The following is a 14864-nucleotide window of genomic DNA, read 5'->3' as shown; positions in this document are numbered from 1 at the left end:
CCGGCGCTTCCCTCAAGACACTCTAAGCCGTCCTACTTGCCCTCGACGGTCTTGAAGACCTCCTGGGCACCATCCTTGAAGGTGATGATAAGGGTGGACTTAACGGGGTCGCCGGTGCCGGAATAGGAGATGTCACCGGTCACGCCGTTGGCGGTGCCGGAGGCAATGGCGTCGACGATGGCCTGCTTGTAGTCATCGGAGCCGTAGGTGGACTTACCGTCCTTCTCGACAGTCTCGATGGCGTTGAGGAGGATCATTGCGGCGTCGTAGCCAAGGGCGCAGAAGTTGGAGGGCGTGTCGTTGTACTCGTCCTTGTAGGCCTTGATGAAGTCCTGGACCTTCTCGTCCTCGTTCTCAGAGACGAAGGAGCAATCGTAGTAGCAGCCCTCGAGGTCCTCGGCGCTTGCGTACTCCTCGTCGCCGCCCACGATGTTGGACCAGCCGTCGGCGCCCATGAACACGCCGGTGTAGCCGAGCTTCCTGGCCTGGGTCACGATCTTGCCGTCATCCTGGTAGTAGTTAGGCGAGAAGATCGCGTCGGGGTTGGTGGCGATGATGTTGGTGAGCTGAGAGTTGAAGTCGGTGGCACCGGAGGGATAGCCCTCGGAGTCGCTCACGGTGACGCTCTTCTTGCCGGCCTCCTCGATGAAGGCGTCGGCAACGCCCTGCTCGTAGTCGCCGCCCTGGTTGTAGATCACGCCAACGGTCTTGTAGCCCTGGTCGGCTGCGAAGTCGGCCATGAGCTTGCCCTGATACGGGTCGGTGATGCAGGCGCGGAAGTAGTTCTTGCCATAGGAGATGACATCGGCTGCGGTAGCAGAGGGCGTCACGCAGGGCATGTTGTCCTTAACGGAGGCCTGTGCAACGGCGATGGTGGGGGTGGAGGTCACGTCGCCGATGATGCCCACGACGCCATCCTCGACGAGCTTGTTGTAGACGTTGACAGCCTCGGTGGCGTCGCCCTTCTCGTCCTGGGTGTCAAGCTCGATCTGCTTGCCGTTGATGCCACCGTTGCTGTTGACCTGCTTGACGTAGAGCTCGGCGCCATAGCGGCAGGCGAGGCCGTACTGGGCAACGTCGCCGGTGTAGGGGCCCATGAGGCCAATCTTGATGGTGTCGGAGCTGGAGCCGTTAGAGGAGCCAGAGTTGCCGCCGCAGGCAGCAAGGCCAAGGCCCATGCCCGCGACAGCACCGGCCTTGACAAAGTTGCGCCTGGAAATGTTGGTGTTCATACGTACCCTCCCTTGTCTTGACCGCGCGAACATCCCGCACGGAGGTTGTGGACAACTGTATGAAAGGGCAGCAGAAACAGGCGCACCGCACCTGAAAGCTTATTCGAGACGTAACACATGAATCAGCTTTGTAACATGCGCAAGCTGGGGATACACCGTTCCTAGTTATCCAGAGTGACGAGAGCTACTTGTCTTTCATGCCGCGCGGCGCCTCCCGCGAGTGACGAGAATGGCAACAAACGTGCCCGCAGCTGCCCCGCAGAGGTCGATGAGCACGTCTCTGGGAGAGGACTCGCGCCCTGGCACAAAGCGCTGGATCGTCTCGTCTGCCATGGGAACGAGAATCACCACGAGGGGCCCGAGCCAACGGGGAAGCCTCCCCTCCCGTGCCGGAACCAGAAAGGTTGGCACGGCAAGGACGCCGAGAACCGCGTACTCGAGAAAGTGTGCCGTCTTGCGCACGGCAAAGCTCATGGCCGCCTCGCCCGTTATGCCCAGCGCGTTGAGAAGCGGCGCCACAACGGCAACCACGCGCGAGCTCTCGAGCGATGACTGCGGGCCCTGCACGAGCGAGTGCCCCCACACAAAGGCCACCCACAGGCAAAAGACGAGCACCCACATACGGTGGTGGGCGCTCGTCCCGAGTCGTCCGTCCTTGGAGACCGTGGACTCCCCCAATTTCCTGCGCATCACGCCTCGAGCGCCTCCGCGCGGGCAAGTGGCACCGAATCGGCAAAGTGACGCGGACGGTAGCCGCCGGCAGTCGCTGTGTCAGGCCTCCCGGAGCCCATGTGACATCCACGGACGCGCAGCGCCGAGGTCTGGGTGCCACCCTCGATCACGCGCAGGTAGTCGCGGGAGGACCTGCGAACGGCGGCGGATGGGTTGTGTGAGAACTCGTCGGCAAGCAGGTAGTCAACGTAGGTCTCGGTATCTACGACCTCGGGGTGGCCCGCAGGCGGCTTGAAGTACAGGAACTGCGTGTCCTGCGCGATGCCGTCGGGCTCGTCGAGGGAGTCCTCGTTGCCTACACAGTCCGAGAAGGGCTCAAGGCGCTGGGGCACGAGCACCTTTGCCGAGGGCGCAGTCGCCGAGGATGGCGCGCCCACAGCGCCGATCTTCTCGTCCATGGCCCTGAGGGCACGGTCCCAGTCATCCCCCGTGACGTCCTCGACGCAGCGCTTCTCAGGATAGGCGTCCTCCTCCACCGGAGCGACACGTCGCGAGATGTCACGCGGCCGAGCTGACATGAACTGGAGGTCATCGATGCCAGCAGAGCCAAACTCGGAGGGGATGGCATCGGCTGCGGCCTCGGGCGCGTTGATGGGCCCAGAGACAGCGGGACCCACGGCCGCAGTCCACCAGGGGGTGCCCACGTCTCCCACCGAGCCGTCCGCACGCTCGATCACGGGGAGGCCCTCCATGCGATTGGCGTCGATACGCGCCGAGAGGGTCGCAGCCACGCCCTGCGCGCGCGTTGCCATGCGTTTGCGGAAGCTCCGCTTCTCAACGTAGTTCTCGGCAATGTCCTCGTAGTCACGGGCAGCGTGCATGCCCACTGCGCCGACACTCTGGGGCTTCTCGTTACTCTCCCCTGCCTGGACCCTGCGGCGTGCGGCACGTCTTCCTTCCTCCGAACGCATGTGATGCGGCACCCCAGGCTTGCGAACCGCCTCCGCCGCGCGCGTCTCGTCGGCGTCCCGAACGGGTCCTTCTGGCTTGCTGACGGAATCCCGCCTTCCCGCGATGGCGCTCGCAAGGGCATAGGTGCCCAGCGTGACAAGAACACCGCCCGCAAAGCTCACGCCCAAGGAGACGGCGGTCTCGGGGTCGATGCTTGAAAGGCTGATGCGTGACAGCACGTCGAGCGGCGCCGCGCTTCCTTCCGCCAGGGCGCGGGAAGGCGAGCCAACGGTAGCGACGCCAAGAAGGCCGGCAACAACCGCGGGGCTTCTCCTGCACGTCATCCTGCTGCACCTCCCGATGCCTACCGCCTTCAAGCGACGCAGCGAGAGACGAACGGGGTTGGCTGGCAACCAAGTGCTTGCCGCCCAATAAGGGGCAGCAGCTTACTGGTGGGCAACGGCGTTGTTCGTCTTTGGCTGCATGTGCCGTCGCGACACTCGCGTGTCATGAAATCTACGTATCAGACTATACTTTTCACCATGCCAAATGCAAGCAGGGAATTGTCATGAGGAGGGCAGAATGTCCAACATTGCAGTGGTTACGGGCGCGTCATCGGGAGTTGGGCGCGAGTTTGTCCGTCAGCTTGACCGCGGGGCGGGCGGCCCGCTCGATCAGATTTGGGTGGTTGCGAGAAACGCCCATGCTCTGGGGGTCATTGCCGAGCAGACCGCCACGCCAGTCCGCGTGTTTGCGCTCGACCTCACCAAGCGCTCCTCGTACGAGTGCTTGCGCGACGCACTTGATGACGAGGCGCCCACCGTGCAGTGGCTCGTGAACAGTGCGGGCTTTGGCAAGTTTGGCGACTTCGGGCAGATCTCGGAGGAGGACGAGGGCAACATGGTGCGTCTCAACTGCCTTGCCGTGGTCGAGACCACCTACCACTGCCTTCCTCACATGGTTGCCGGCTCGCGCGTGGTGAACATGGCCTCGATTGCGGGGCTCATCCCCCAGCCAGGCCTCTCGACCTATTCGGCCACCAAGCGCTTTGTGGTGGACCTCTCGCGCACGCTCGACTACGAGCTTGGTCCCGTGGGCATTCACGTGTGTGCCGTGTGCCCTAAGTTCATGGAGACGGGCTTTCTCGCCAACCCCGGCGATGCGCGCGAGGTGCGCCGCATGACCACCATTGGATACGAGAAGCCCGCCGATGTTGTGAGAAAGGCGCTGCACGCGGCGGTGCTGGGGCGCTCCACCTGCATTACCTCCCCGGACATGCTGGCAGCCAGCGTCGTCGCGAAGGTCCTTCCCGCGAGCTTGGTCATGCGTGCCCAAGACCTTCTCTTCACCGCCCGCGCAGGCGAGTAGGGCGAAGGATCACTGCGGCAGCACCGCGGCCCGCTCCGGCACCAAATGTCGCCGGAGCGGGCCGCATGTTACAAATGCCGCCAAAACTGCTTCTCCGGCGACACGCCCTCACGGCACGTGACTTATAGCCTCCCGGTGCCGAGAGCTACATCACGTACTCGCTCTGAGCGGCCTTCTTGGCCGAGCGGATGAGGAACTCCTCGTTGGAGTTGGTGGCCTTGAGTCCCTTGACCAGCGCGGATGCCGCCCTCTCGGTGTTGTTCATGTTGGCGAGCACGCGACGGATCCCCCACACAAAGGGCGTGAGCTCGGCAGGCAGGAGAAGGTCCTCGTTGCGGGTGCCCGAGGAGACCGGGTCGATTGCGGGGAAGATACGCTTGTCGGCCAGCTCGCGGTCAAGCTTGAGCTCCATGTTGCCGGTGCCCTTGAACTCCTCGAAGATGACCTCGTCCATCTTGGAGCCGGTGTCTACCAGCGCGGAGGCGATGATGGTGAGCGAGCCGCCGTTCTCGATGTTGCGGGCGGCGCCCAGGAACTTCTTGGGCGGGTAGAGCGCCGCGGAGTCAACGCCACCGGAGAGGATGCGGCCGCTCGCGGGCTGCGCGAGGTTGTACGCGCGGGCAAGGCGCGTGATGGAGTCGAGCACAACCACAACGTCCTCGCCGAGCTCGACGAGCCTCTTTGCGTGCTCGATGACCAGCTCGGAAACGGCGGTGTGGTTCTCGGCCGGCATGTCGAAGGTCGACGCCACGACCTCGCCGCGAATGGAGCGCTGCATGTCCGTGACCTCCTCGGGGCGCTCGTCCACGAGCAGGCAGACGAGGTGCACCTCGGGGTTGTTGGCGGCGATGGACTGGCAGATCTTCTTCAAGACCGTGGTCTTGCCCGCCTTGGGAGGGCTCACGATGAGGCCGCGCTGGCCCTTGCCGATGGGTGCCACAAGATCGATGGCACGGCCGGTGATGGAGTCCTTGCCACACTCCATGACCAGGCGCTCGTTGGGATAGATGGGGGTAAGGTCGCGGAAGCGCGGGCGGCTCTTCATGGACTCGGGGTCGCGCCCGTTCACGCAAGCGATGGAGATGAGGGGCGGATACTGGGCGGGATACTTGGTGTTTGTGCGAGCAGGGCCAACGGTTCCCTCGATGCGATCGCCTGGACGCAGCGCGTAGTTGCGGATGAACTGCTGGCTTACGTAGGCGTCGTTGTCGCCCTTCATGTAGTTGCCCGTGCGAACCCAGCCTGCACCGGCATTGCCAATCTCGAGGATGCCCTCGACAGGGTGGAAGCCCTCGGCGGCGGCAGCGGCCTGGTACACGGCCTCGACCAGGTTTGACTTGTGGACGCCAACATACTCGACGCCAAGCTCGGCAGCCTTAGCGCGAAGGTCCGCCACCTTCATTGCCTGCAGCTCGTCGCGGGTGAGCGAGGGCTGCGTCTGGACCTGTTGGCCATTGTGGCGGTTGTGCTGCCTGTGGTTCTGCTGGTTGCGACGGTTGAAGCCATTGCCCTCTCCGCCGTTACCGTTGTTGAAGCGATTGTTGCCGGAGTTGTTGTAGCTAACGCGACGGCGCCTTCCCTGCTGCTGGCCCTGCTGCTCTCCGCGCTGGCTGTGCTCGCGGGGCTGTCGCTGGTAGTGGCCCTGTTGCTCATCTGAACGATCGGCCTCGGCGAGCGTTGCCGCAGGCATGGGCGCAGGCACCGAACTGGTCTGCGTTGCCTCCTGCGTCATGCGCGTCATTTCCGAGAAGCTCGCCTGGTCGCGCTCGCTGCGCTCGCCATCCTCGACGCGCTTGGACTCACGCTGCCCAGAGGTTGCGTGCTCCTCGGAGGCCTCGGCTTTGGCGCGCTCGTCCGCCTCTATCTGGGCGCGAGTGCGACGGCGACGACGAGGCTTGGGTGCGCTCTGCTCGTCTGAGGCTGGCTCGGGAGTCGCGGGCGCCGCAGGCTCGGCCACACTGGTTGCGGTCTTCTCGGCCGCCTCCGCCTTGGCCTTCTCGTCCGCCTCGATCTGGGCGCGCGTGCGGCGACGACGACGCGGCTTAGGCGCCTCTTCCGAGGAACCCTCGGCGACGGGTACCTCTGGCGTCACCGGAGCGCCACCAAGGGGCAGCTCGCCCTGTGCCGCGCCGGCCTCCTCGACCTTCTTTCGAGACGTCCGCCGGCGCCGAGGCTTAGGCTCCTCACCTGCAGCGGGTTGACCGTCGGCGGGCGCAGACTCGGCGGCTGACGCCTTGGCGAGCTTCTCCGCCTCTATCTCGGCGCGGGTGCGACGGCGACGACGGGGCTTTGGCGCCTCCTCGGGGGCTTCCGCCGGGGTAGCGCCCATAGAATCCGAGGGTGTCTCGTCTGTCATACTATTTGTACCTTTCACTCTCGCGCGGGGCGCAAGGCGCGCCATACCGTCGTGCAAATTAAGCAATTGATAGGCTTCGCAGAGGCCGTGGGATTGATGCGCCCCCTCGGCACGACTCTGGGGCAGCTGCGTTCAAGCCGTCCGACACATGCGATGAGGGGTTTGCAACGCGCCTTCATACAACACGTGCTTGCACACGCGGCGTTGCGTCTGCGTCACTATAGCACGACACGAACAGCTGTGCACGTTGATGCCACAAAACGAGCCTGGGCAAAGGGTCGCTTGGGCTACGCCTCTGGCTCCTCCGCCTGCTCTGGATCCTCTGGCTTCTGGCCCCTTGGACGGCGCTTCACGACAACCTCCCCAACGCGTGCGGCAAACTCAGCCGCACGCTCGGAACCCTGGGGGGTAAGCGAAAGCCCGGACGCACGGGACGACCCGCGCTCGATGAGGCCCGCAGTCACAAGAGCAGTGACCGACATCGATACCGTGGGCTGTAGAAGCCCCAGGGAATCTACGAGCCTTGTGATGGTGACGGGCTGGGAGTCCTCGATGTAGAGGGCGAGAAGCACGAGGTCTCCGGCCTTGGCAAAGACCGACCCCATGGCATCAACGTACTTGACGATGCGCTCGGGCAGCGTACGGGAGAGCGGCTGGCCGGGCAGAATCTCCTTGCAGGTGAGCTCGGAGAGCTTCTCAACGTGGAGCGAACCCTTGGACGTGATGGCGCACACCACATTGCGGCGATCCCTGCCTCCCTCGCCACGTGAGATGAGGCCAAGCTCAGCCAGGTGGTTCGTGCGGTGTGTCATGGTTGGGCGCAGCGCCCCCTGATACTCGGCAATAACCGATGTGTTGAGAGGCTCCCCTGCCACCTGTAGGCGACAGAGAACAGCAAACTCCTCGAATGTGAGCCTGTCGCGCGCAGGCTGTGACTGACGCACGAGGTTGTACGCTCTGCGTACCGACATGTACTCGCGCAGGTCCACAAGGCCCACCTCTGTCTCTAGCCGCACCCTCACGTATGGGACGACGTAGTAGTGCCAGGCAAAGCGCGCCGGATGCTAACCCTCGGCCCCCCTTAAAGAACAATTATATCTTAGTTTTCACATCGCGCCGAAACAACTGCATATCTTTGATTATTGCCGCTGTGCTTCCAGCACGAAAGAGGGACGGGGCGAAAAAGCTACATGCTCTGCGGCGCATGGACCCCGCACAACTCGAGCGTAAGGGCGAGCGCCCTGCGCGTGGCGTCCACGGCGGCGAGACGAGCCTTGGAAAGGCCCTCGTCGACTGGGCGCCCCTTGCTGGGCAGCACCTGGCACACGGTGTAGAAGGAGTGGAAGTCGCCCGCCAGCTCCTCGGCGTAGTGCGTAAGACGGAAGGGAGCGCGGTCACGAGCGCAGCCTTCCACCAACGCCGGGAACTCCGAGAGCTTGCGCGCGAGCGTTGCCTCGGTTGGGTCGGTGAGCAGCGAAAGATCGTACTCCTCGCCCACCGCGCGCCTGGCAACCTCGTCCATGCCGAGCTTCTCGGCCTCCTCGGCCGTCACGCCGGCGCCCTTGCGCAGGATCGAGCAGATGCGCGCATGCGCGTACTGCACGTAGTAGACGGGGTTGGTGTTGTCCTGCTTCTTGACCTTCTCGATGTCGAAGTCGATCATCTGGTTGCTCGACTTGGAGATGAGCGTGTAGCGCGTTGCGTCCACACCAACCTCGTCCATGAGCTCCTTGAAGGGGATCATGGTGCCCTTGCGCTTGGACATGCGCACCGGCACGCCGTCGCGCAGCAGGTTCACGAGCTGGCCGAGAAGGACCTCCAGCTTGCCGGGGTAGCCAAGAGCCGCGCAGGCGGAGTCGACGCGCTGGATGTAGCCGTGGTGGTCTGCGCCCCAGATGTCGATCACGTGGTCGACGCGCTGGAACTTGTTCCAGTGGTACGCCACGTCGGAGGCGAAGTACGTGTACTCGCCGTTGGTCTTGATGAGCACGCGGTCTTTGTCGTCGCCAAGCGCGGTGGAGCGGAACCACAGGGCACCGTCCTCGTCGCGATAGAGGTAGCCCATCTCGTCCAGACGTGCGAGGGCGCGATCGACTGCCGAGGTGCCGTCCTCGTTCTTCTTGTAGAGGGAACGCTCGGAGAACCACACGTCAAAGTAGCAGCGGGACTCGTCAAGCGTGCTCTTTATTGACTCGAGCATGAGCTTGTAGCCGCGCTCTCGGAACTCGAGCATGCGCTTATGGGGATCCGCGTCGACCCAGCGGGTGCCATCTGTATCCATGAAGTGGCGGGCTACGTCGATGATGTAGTCGCCGCCATAAGCGTTGCCGCCAAGGTTCTTGTTGAAGGCGTCCATGTAGGGGTGGAGCTCGGGGTGTGCGTCCTCCTCGTCCTTCACGAAGGCCTTGCGGTCATCGAGAAGCACCTGCACAGCCTCATCGAGCGAGCAGCCTCGCTCGGAGACCACCTGGGAGAGCTGCAGGTAGCGCTCGGCGACGGAGTTGCCAAAGACATCCATCTGGCTGCCGTGGTCGTTGATATAGTACTCGCGCTCCACGCTGTAGCCGGCGTGCTCCATCACGCGGCAGAGAGAATCGCCAAGGGCGGCCCAGCGGCCGTGGCCAATGTGGAGCGGCCCCACGGGGTTGGCCGAGACAAACTCGACCTGGACCTTCTCGCCGGCGCCAATGTTGGAGCGGCCAAAGTCGTGGCCCTGCTCGCGCACCGTGCGGAAGACCTCGTTGTTAGCAGCGGCAGAGAGATAGAAGTTCACAAAGCCGGGACCGGCGACCTCGACCTTGGAGATGCCGGGGTCCTTCTCCATGTGGTTCACGATTGCCTGGGCGATGGCGCGGGGCGCCATGTGGGCGAGACGAGCGGAGCGCAGGGCGAGCGTAGTGGTCCAGTCACCGTTGCCGGCGTCTGCGGGGCGCTCGAGGCCAAGGTCCCCAACCTCGAAGGCAGGCAGGTCTCCCGCCTCCTGTGCGTCCGCGACGGCCTTCCTGACGAGCTCCTCAATCTTCTCGGGCATGTGCCCCGTCCTTCCGTGATACCCGCGCGCCCCCTGGCGCGCTCCCGTGTGCAGCAGTGTAGCAGAGGCGTTGGCAGACGCCGAGGTGGGACGCTGACGTACTAGCGCCTCACGCGAGATGAGCCGCTGCGCTCCTCCGCCGCAAGGTCGCGACGAAGCGCGGCAAGGCCCTGCTCCAGGCCCACGGGGTAGGCCTGCGGGTTGAGGAAGCGGGTGATTGCCGGATCGAGGTGCATGAGCGCGTTGTGGCAGCGCGAACGGGACTCCTCGATGTCGACCGGCTCGCCCACGCGCTTGCCGTGCTCGACGTAGCAGGCGAGAAGCTCGCGCGGGGTTCCGGAAAGGCCGTAGGACGAGAAGGGGTCGAGGATGTCCTCCATGCTCGTTGCCGCCGTGGCGTCGCCGCGCGTGTAGGAGTCGTCAAGGATCATGTCGCCCACGGGGCAGTGGTCGTCGTCGAGGAAGCGCAGAACGTGCTGGACGCCTGGGATGGTGCGCTTGTAGGCCTGCTCGGAAAGCTTGATTACGGGGTTCCAGGGGGCGTCAGCCGAGTCGCGTACGGCAGAGAGCTTGTAGACGCCGCCAAGCGAAGGCTGGGGATCGCAGGTGGCGAGCTTGGTGCCCACGCCAAACGAGTCGATGGGCGCGCCCTGGGCGTAGAGCGACTGGATGGTGTACTCGTCCAGGTCGTTCGAGGCAGAGATCTTGACATAGGGCAGGCCTGCGTCGTCGAAGGCCTTGCGGGTCTCCTTGGTGAGCTTTGCCAGGTCGCCCGAGTCGATGCGGATTGCAGCCAGGCGCTCGCCCGCGGCCTCCATCTCCTTAGCGACCGTGATTGCGTTCTTTATGCCCTGGTGGACGTCGTAGGTGTCGAGGAGCAGCACGCAGTTCTTGGGGCTCGACTTAGCGAAGGCGCGGAACGCGTCAAGCTCGGTGGGGAACGCCATGACCCAGGAGTGGGCGTGCGTGCCAAAGACGGGGATGCCGTAGATCTTGCCCGCCAGCAGGTTGGAGGTGGAGCTTGCGCCGGCGATGTAGGAGGCACGGGCAACGGCGAGGCCGCCGTCTGGACCCTGGGCGCGCCTCAGGCCAAAGTCGGACACGGGGTGCCCCTCGGCCGCACGCACCACGCGCGAGGTCTTGGTTGCTACAAGGGTCTGGAAGTTCACGAGGTTGAGCAGGGCCGTCTCGATGAGCTGGCAGTCGATGAGCGGGCCCTGGACGCGAACCATGGGCTCGCGCGGGAAGACCACGTCACCCTCGGGAACGGCGTGGATTGTGAGGTCAAGGTGGTGGTTGCGGAGGTACTCGAGGAAGGCCGGCTTGAACATGGAGCCGCCGCCGGGCGCCGGGATGCTGGCCAGGTAGTCGATGTCCTCGTCGTCGAAGACGAAGTTCTCTACCAGGTCGGGAATCTGGCCCATGCCGCAGGCCACCGCGTAGCCGCCGCCAAAGGGGTTCTCGCGGAAGAAAGCGTTAAACGTCGCCTGCGTGTCCACAAGGCCCGACTCCCAGAATCCCTGGGCCATCGTGAGCTCGTAGAGGTCAGTGTTGAGCGAGACGTCGGTTGGCTTGGTGCGGTCCGTGAGCGACATGGTGATACTTCCTCCTGTGTTGATGCACCCGCCGCGAGACCTCGCCCCGCGCCGGGCGCCTGTCTGCTGTGTGCCTTACCCGAGCGCCATGGCGAGGAACGACATCGCCGCCGCGACGACTATGGCCGCGATGACGATCTTCTGGCCCTTGGGCATGCGCAGGTCATCGTCATCGGGCTCCATGAGCTGGCGGCCCTTCTCGCGCGCCTCGGCAATGCGCCGCTGCTCGGCGGCGTCCTTCTCCCTGGCGGCCTTCTCTGCCTTCAGGCGCTCGAGCTCAGCGCGCTCGCGGGCAGCCTCCTGGGCCTTGTCGCGGGCGGCCTTCTCGGCACGAAGCTTCTCGAGCTCTGACCTCTCCTCGTCGGAGAGGGGCGTGTTCTCTGGCATGGAACCTCCAAGGTGGACGCGCGGCAGGCGCGCGGTTGCCTACAGATGTGAGTCTATACCCCTTTGCGACCGCTGGGCAGCGATGGTGCCGCTTCCTGGGTGCCGGGAAGCTCCGGACCCTCGACACCTGTGGCGTCGAAGGCGGGCACGAAGCTCTCCGAGACGGTGCCGCCCTCCTGCCACCATATGTTCTCGAAGCCGAGGTCATCCGCGTGGCAGAGGACAATCTCGTACTCCTCGTCCGTCACCGCGCGCGCAAGGTCGCCGCAGGCCTTGCGGCAGGTGTCGTTGGGCGTGTACTGGTTCATGACCGAAAGGTCCGCCGCGTTGCCGCAGGTTTCCCAAACGCGGTCGAGGACCGCGCAGGAGTCATCCACGTGTCCGGGAAGCACCAGGTGTCGCACGATGACACCACGCTTCATTGCGCCATCCTCCCCCACCAGCCGGCCGCCGGCCGCGTCTACGGAGGAGACCATCTCGACCAGAGCCGCGGCGGCGACGCTGGGGTAGTCGCGCGCAGCAGAGAGCGAGCCCGCAAGCGTGGGGCTTGCGTACTTGAAGTCGGTGAGCCAGATGTCGATGACGTCGGACATTGCGCGCACGACCTCGGGGAGCTCGTAGCCGGAGGTGTTGCAGACTGTGGGGATGGCAAGGCCGTTCTCGCGTGCGAGAAGCACCGCCTTGCGCACCGTGGGCGCAAAGTGCAGGGGCGTCACGAGGTTGATGTTGAGGGCGCCCTGGGCTTCTAGCTCGAGCATCATCTCGGCGATGCGCGATGTGGAGACGGCAAGCCCAAAGCCCTCCTGGGAGATCTGATGGTTCTGGCAAAAGCGGCAGCGCAGGGGGCAGCCCGTGAAGAAGATGGCCCCCGAGCCAGCCTCCCCCGAGATGGGCGGCTCCTCCCAGAAGTGGAGCGCGGCCCTTGCGACGCGCGGGGTGGCGGTGGCGCCGCAGATGCCAGCCTTGCCCTGGGAGCGCGCGGCACCGCAGCGGCGCGGGCAGAGCTCGCAGGCGTCGTAGGAGGATGCGTCCAGCTTGGCGAGAAGGCCTTCCATCCCTGCCATGCTCCCATCGGGCTTGGAGACAAGATAAGAAAAAGGGCCCAAGCTTTGTGCCCGGGCCCCACAGATTCCATGGTGGAGATGAAGGGATTCGAACCCTCGGCCTCTGCCTTGCGAAGGCAGCGCTCTCCCAGCTGAGCTACATCCCCAGGCGCGCATGCGCGGGAGCCATTGTCGCAATTTGCCGCGTCCGTGTCAACGTCAAAGTGCGGGAATTGCGTAAGAGCACCACAGGACGTCGCGGCAGGGCGTCAGCGCACGGCGCTGCCACGAGCCGAGCTGTGCCAGAAGGGCAGTTTGTACGCACTTGCCGCCAAAACTCGCCCTCCGTCGACGATTCTACGCCGGAGCAGCGAAATTCCCCGCGGACCCCCAAGGCGGCTGACCACGACTTTGGCCGCGACCTACCGGCGGATGGACCTCGACCTGCTCGCAAGTGAGAAAAGCCGCCCCCTGCGGATACGATTATGAACCCACCTTCATAAGGTGGGTGTCCTCATCGCCCGTTCCGGCTTCCCCAGCAACGGAGGATCCCCTTCCAGGACGAGATGTCGGACTCCCTAGTAACGCTTGTCGGTTCACCCAGTTTGTACCGCAGGGGGACGACAAGACCAATGTAGGCGAACTCGCACCCCGATGCCAGTCTTGACATGGCGAGTGGTGGCCACACAATGGATGTGTTGGGCACTTTTTGCGCAGCATGCCATACCAGTGCAAACGAGTCGCAGGTAGATGGCTGTGCCGGTTGCCTTCCCTTTCCGCCTGGCACCGCTTAGCAGCACGTTTTCCCACATTTCTGTGTATTATGTCTCGCTAGGAAATGGCGGCGAGAGGGGGGAGGTGTTTGACGGTGCCCAGGTACTGGCTATCGTTTCTCTGCCTGTTTGCCGCTTCGCTCGCCTGCGCGCTGGCCGTGACCCCCCTCGCCAGAAAGATTGCCATCCGCGTTGGAGCCGTCGACTACCCCAACAAGCGCCGCGTCAACAAGACCCCCACGCCGCGCATGGGCGGCGTCGCAATCTTTGCAGGCATCGTTGCCGCCTTCGTGGTCCAGTACATCGGTACCACGCACTTTGGATGGCCGGTCGTTCTCGTACCATCACCGCGTCTCTCGGTAAACTACTGGATGCTGGTGCTTGCGTTTGTCGTCATATTTGTCACGGGACTTCTCGACGACAAGTACACGCTCACCCCAAAGGCAAAGCTTGCCGGGCAGATTCTTGCCGCCGCCATAGCCGCAATGGGCGGCCTGGTAATTGGCGTGATTGCGAACCCCTTCGAGCCAGGCGAGTTCATAGAGCTGGGCTGGCTCACCTACCCCGTGACCATCATCTACCTCGTTGCCTACGTGAATATCATCAACCTCATCGATGGGCTCGACGGGCTGGCCGCGGGTATCTCATGCATAGCCAGCGTGACCATGTTCGTGCTCTCGATCTGGGCCGGCCGCCTGGACGCCGCGGCGCTTGCGTGCGCCATCGCCGGCTCCACGCTGGGCTTCCTCCACTACAACTTCCACCCCGCGAGCATCTTCATGGGAGATTCGGGCTCGCTCACGCTGGGCTTTGCGTTGGGCACCATTTCGCTTCTCTCGGTGACGAGAATCGCAGGTCTCACCACCATCATCGTGCCGCTGGTGATTGCGGGGATCCCCATCATCGACACGTTCTCCGCGATTGTCCGGCGCACCCGCGCGCACGTGAGCGTGGGCCGAGCAGATCGCGGCCACATCCACCACCGACTGCTTGCCGAGGGATTTGACCAGAAGCAGGCAGTGCTTGTTGTGTACGCCTGGACAGCGCTCCTGTGCGGCGGCGCGCTTGTGATGACGCAGGTCACCACGGTGCCGCGCATCTGCATCTTCCTCGTGCTCTTGGTGATTTCCGGGGCGTTTGCCAACCACCTGCACCTCTTCGAGCCAGTGCTGCGCCACCACAGGGACCCTCACACGGGAGACGACGAGCTCGTAGGGCCAGACGACCCCGCCTTTGCCGAGGAGGCCGAGAAGGCCCGCGAACGGCGCGAGGAGAGGCGCGAGGAGCTTCTCGGCATTCGCCCGGAGGGCAAGGACGAGAGCGAGAAGCACCAGTAGGACTCTTGGCTGCTGGTTTTGGTTCCGGGTCTAGGCCCGCTGGTTTCGGTCCCGGGTCGCCGGGATGACCCCCGCCACACATTCGGATACGAATCTGTGACCCGCGCAGGTTGCCACAC

11 protein-coding genes and 1 tRNA gene are annotated in these 14864 nt (G+C 64.3%); 2 read left to right on the top strand and 10 right to left on the bottom strand.

Annotated features, from left to right (window positions below; all coding sequences use genetic code 11):
* Positions 1-32: 32 nt before the first annotated feature.
* From NVS32_RS04135 to NVS32_RS04125, 3 genes are all read right to left on the bottom strand, one after another.
* Positions 33-1232 carry an ABC transporter substrate-binding protein gene (locus NVS32_RS04135; RefSeq protein WP_258498813.1) on the bottom strand — a complete coding sequence of 400 codons (1200 nt, stop codon included), beginning with the start codon at positions 1230-1232 and terminating at the stop codon, positions 33-35.
* Positions 1233-1427: 195 nt separating this feature from the next.
* Positions 1428-1922: a VanZ family protein gene (locus NVS32_RS04130; RefSeq protein WP_258498812.1), complete on the bottom strand. Its 495-nt coding sequence runs from the start codon at positions 1920-1922 to the stop codon at positions 1428-1430.
* Positions 1922-3199, bottom strand: coding sequence for a hypothetical protein (locus NVS32_RS04125; RefSeq protein ID WP_258498811.1), 1278 nt, complete (start codon positions 3197-3199; stop codon positions 1922-1924). The genes NVS32_RS04130 and NVS32_RS04125 overlap by 1 nt, the downstream gene beginning before the upstream one ends.
* Before the next feature lie 238 nt (positions 3200-3437).
* On the opposite strand from NVS32_RS04125, the gene NVS32_RS04120 reads away from it, so the two are divergent.
* Positions 3438-4223 carry an SDR family NAD(P)-dependent oxidoreductase gene (locus NVS32_RS04120; RefSeq protein WP_258498810.1) on the top strand — a complete coding sequence of 262 codons (786 nt, stop codon included), beginning with the start codon at positions 3438-3440 and terminating at the stop codon, positions 4221-4223.
* A 145-nt stretch (positions 4224-4368) separates the two neighbouring features.
* Here the strand turns inward: NVS32_RS04120 and rho are convergent, their stop codons facing one another.
* The 7 genes from rho to NVS32_RS04085 form a co-directional block, all read right to left on the bottom strand.
* Positions 4369-6579, bottom strand: coding sequence for a transcription termination factor Rho (gene rho / locus NVS32_RS04115; RefSeq protein WP_258498808.1), 2211 nt, complete (start codon positions 6577-6579; stop codon positions 4369-4371).
* A 287-nt stretch (positions 6580-6866) separates the two neighbouring features.
* Positions 6867-7577, bottom strand: a complete 711-nt coding sequence (locus NVS32_RS04110; RefSeq protein WP_258498807.1) for a MarR family transcriptional regulator — start codon at positions 7575-7577, stop codon at positions 6867-6869.
* Between the two features lie 188 nt (positions 7578-7765).
* Entirely contained in the window at positions 7766-9610 is a 1845-nt protein-coding gene (gene argS, locus NVS32_RS04105; RefSeq protein ID WP_258498806.1) for an arginine--tRNA ligase, read from the bottom strand.
* A gap of 101 nt (positions 9611-9711) precedes the next feature.
* Positions 9712-11205: a nicotinate phosphoribosyltransferase gene (locus NVS32_RS04100; protein ID WP_258498805.1), complete on the bottom strand. Its 1494-nt coding sequence runs from the start codon at positions 11203-11205 to the stop codon at positions 9712-9714.
* Positions 11206-11280: 75 nt separating this feature from the next.
* Entirely contained in the window at positions 11281-11592 is a 312-nt protein-coding gene (locus tag NVS32_RS04095) for a hypothetical protein (RefSeq protein WP_258498803.1), read from the bottom strand.
* 53 nt (positions 11593-11645) lie between these two features.
* A complete protein-coding gene (locus NVS32_RS04090) occupies positions 11646-12656 on the bottom strand; it encodes a radical SAM protein (RefSeq protein WP_258498801.1) in 1011 nt (336 codons plus the stop codon).
* A gap of 70 nt (positions 12657-12726) precedes the next feature.
* Positions 12727-12802 (bottom strand) — tRNA-Ala (locus tag NVS32_RS04085).
* A 695-nt stretch (positions 12803-13497) separates the two neighbouring features.
* Here NVS32_RS04085 and NVS32_RS04080 point away from each other — a divergent pair.
* Entirely contained in the window at positions 13498-14745 is a 1248-nt protein-coding gene (locus NVS32_RS04080) for a glycosyltransferase family 4 protein (RefSeq protein ID WP_303646508.1), read from the top strand.
* Positions 14746-14864 lie beyond the last annotated feature (119 nt).

It is taken from the genome of Tractidigestivibacter montrealensis (assembly GCF_024741235.1).
In the GTDB taxonomy this organism is placed as follows: Bacteria; Actinomycetota; Coriobacteriia; order Coriobacteriales; family Atopobiaceae; genus Tractidigestivibacter; species Tractidigestivibacter montrealensis.
This window is presented reverse-complemented; position numbering and strand designations above follow the sequence as displayed.

Excerpts from the sequence above, each read along its gene's own strand:
- NVS32_RS04095 (WP_258498803.1), bottom strand. The coding sequence starts at position 11,592 with ATGCCAGAGAACACGCCCCTCTCCGACGAGGAGAGGTCAGAGCTCGAG.
- NVS32_RS04100 (WP_258498805.1), bottom strand. The coding sequence starts at position 11,205 with ATGTCGCTCACGGACCGCACCAAGCCAACCGACGTCTCGCTCAACACT.
- NVS32_RS04120 (WP_258498810.1), top strand. The coding sequence starts at position 3,438 with ATGTCCAACATTGCAGTGGTTACGGGCGCGTCATCGGGAGTTGGGCGC.
- NVS32_RS04135 (WP_258498813.1), bottom strand. The coding sequence starts at position 1,232 with ATGAACACCAACATTTCCAGGCGCAACTTTGTCAAGGCCGGTGCTGTC.
- argS (WP_258498806.1), bottom strand. The coding sequence starts at position 9,610 with ATGCCCGAGAAGATTGAGGAGCTCGTCAGGAAGGCCGTCGCGGACGCA.
- NVS32_RS04125 (WP_258498811.1), bottom strand. The coding sequence starts at position 3,199 with ATGACGTGCAGGAGAAGCCCCGCGGTTGTTGCCGGCCTTCTTGGCGTC.
- rho (WP_258498808.1), bottom strand. The coding sequence starts at position 6,579 with ATGACAGACGAGACACCCTCGGATTCTATGGGCGCTACCCCGGCGGAA.
- NVS32_RS04090 (WP_258498801.1), bottom strand. The coding sequence starts at position 12,656 with ATGGCAGGGATGGAAGGCCTTCTCGCCAAGCTGGACGCATCCTCCTAC.
- NVS32_RS04130 (WP_258498812.1), bottom strand. The coding sequence starts at position 1,922 with ATGCGCAGGAAATTGGGGGAGTCCACGGTCTCCAAGGACGGACGACTC.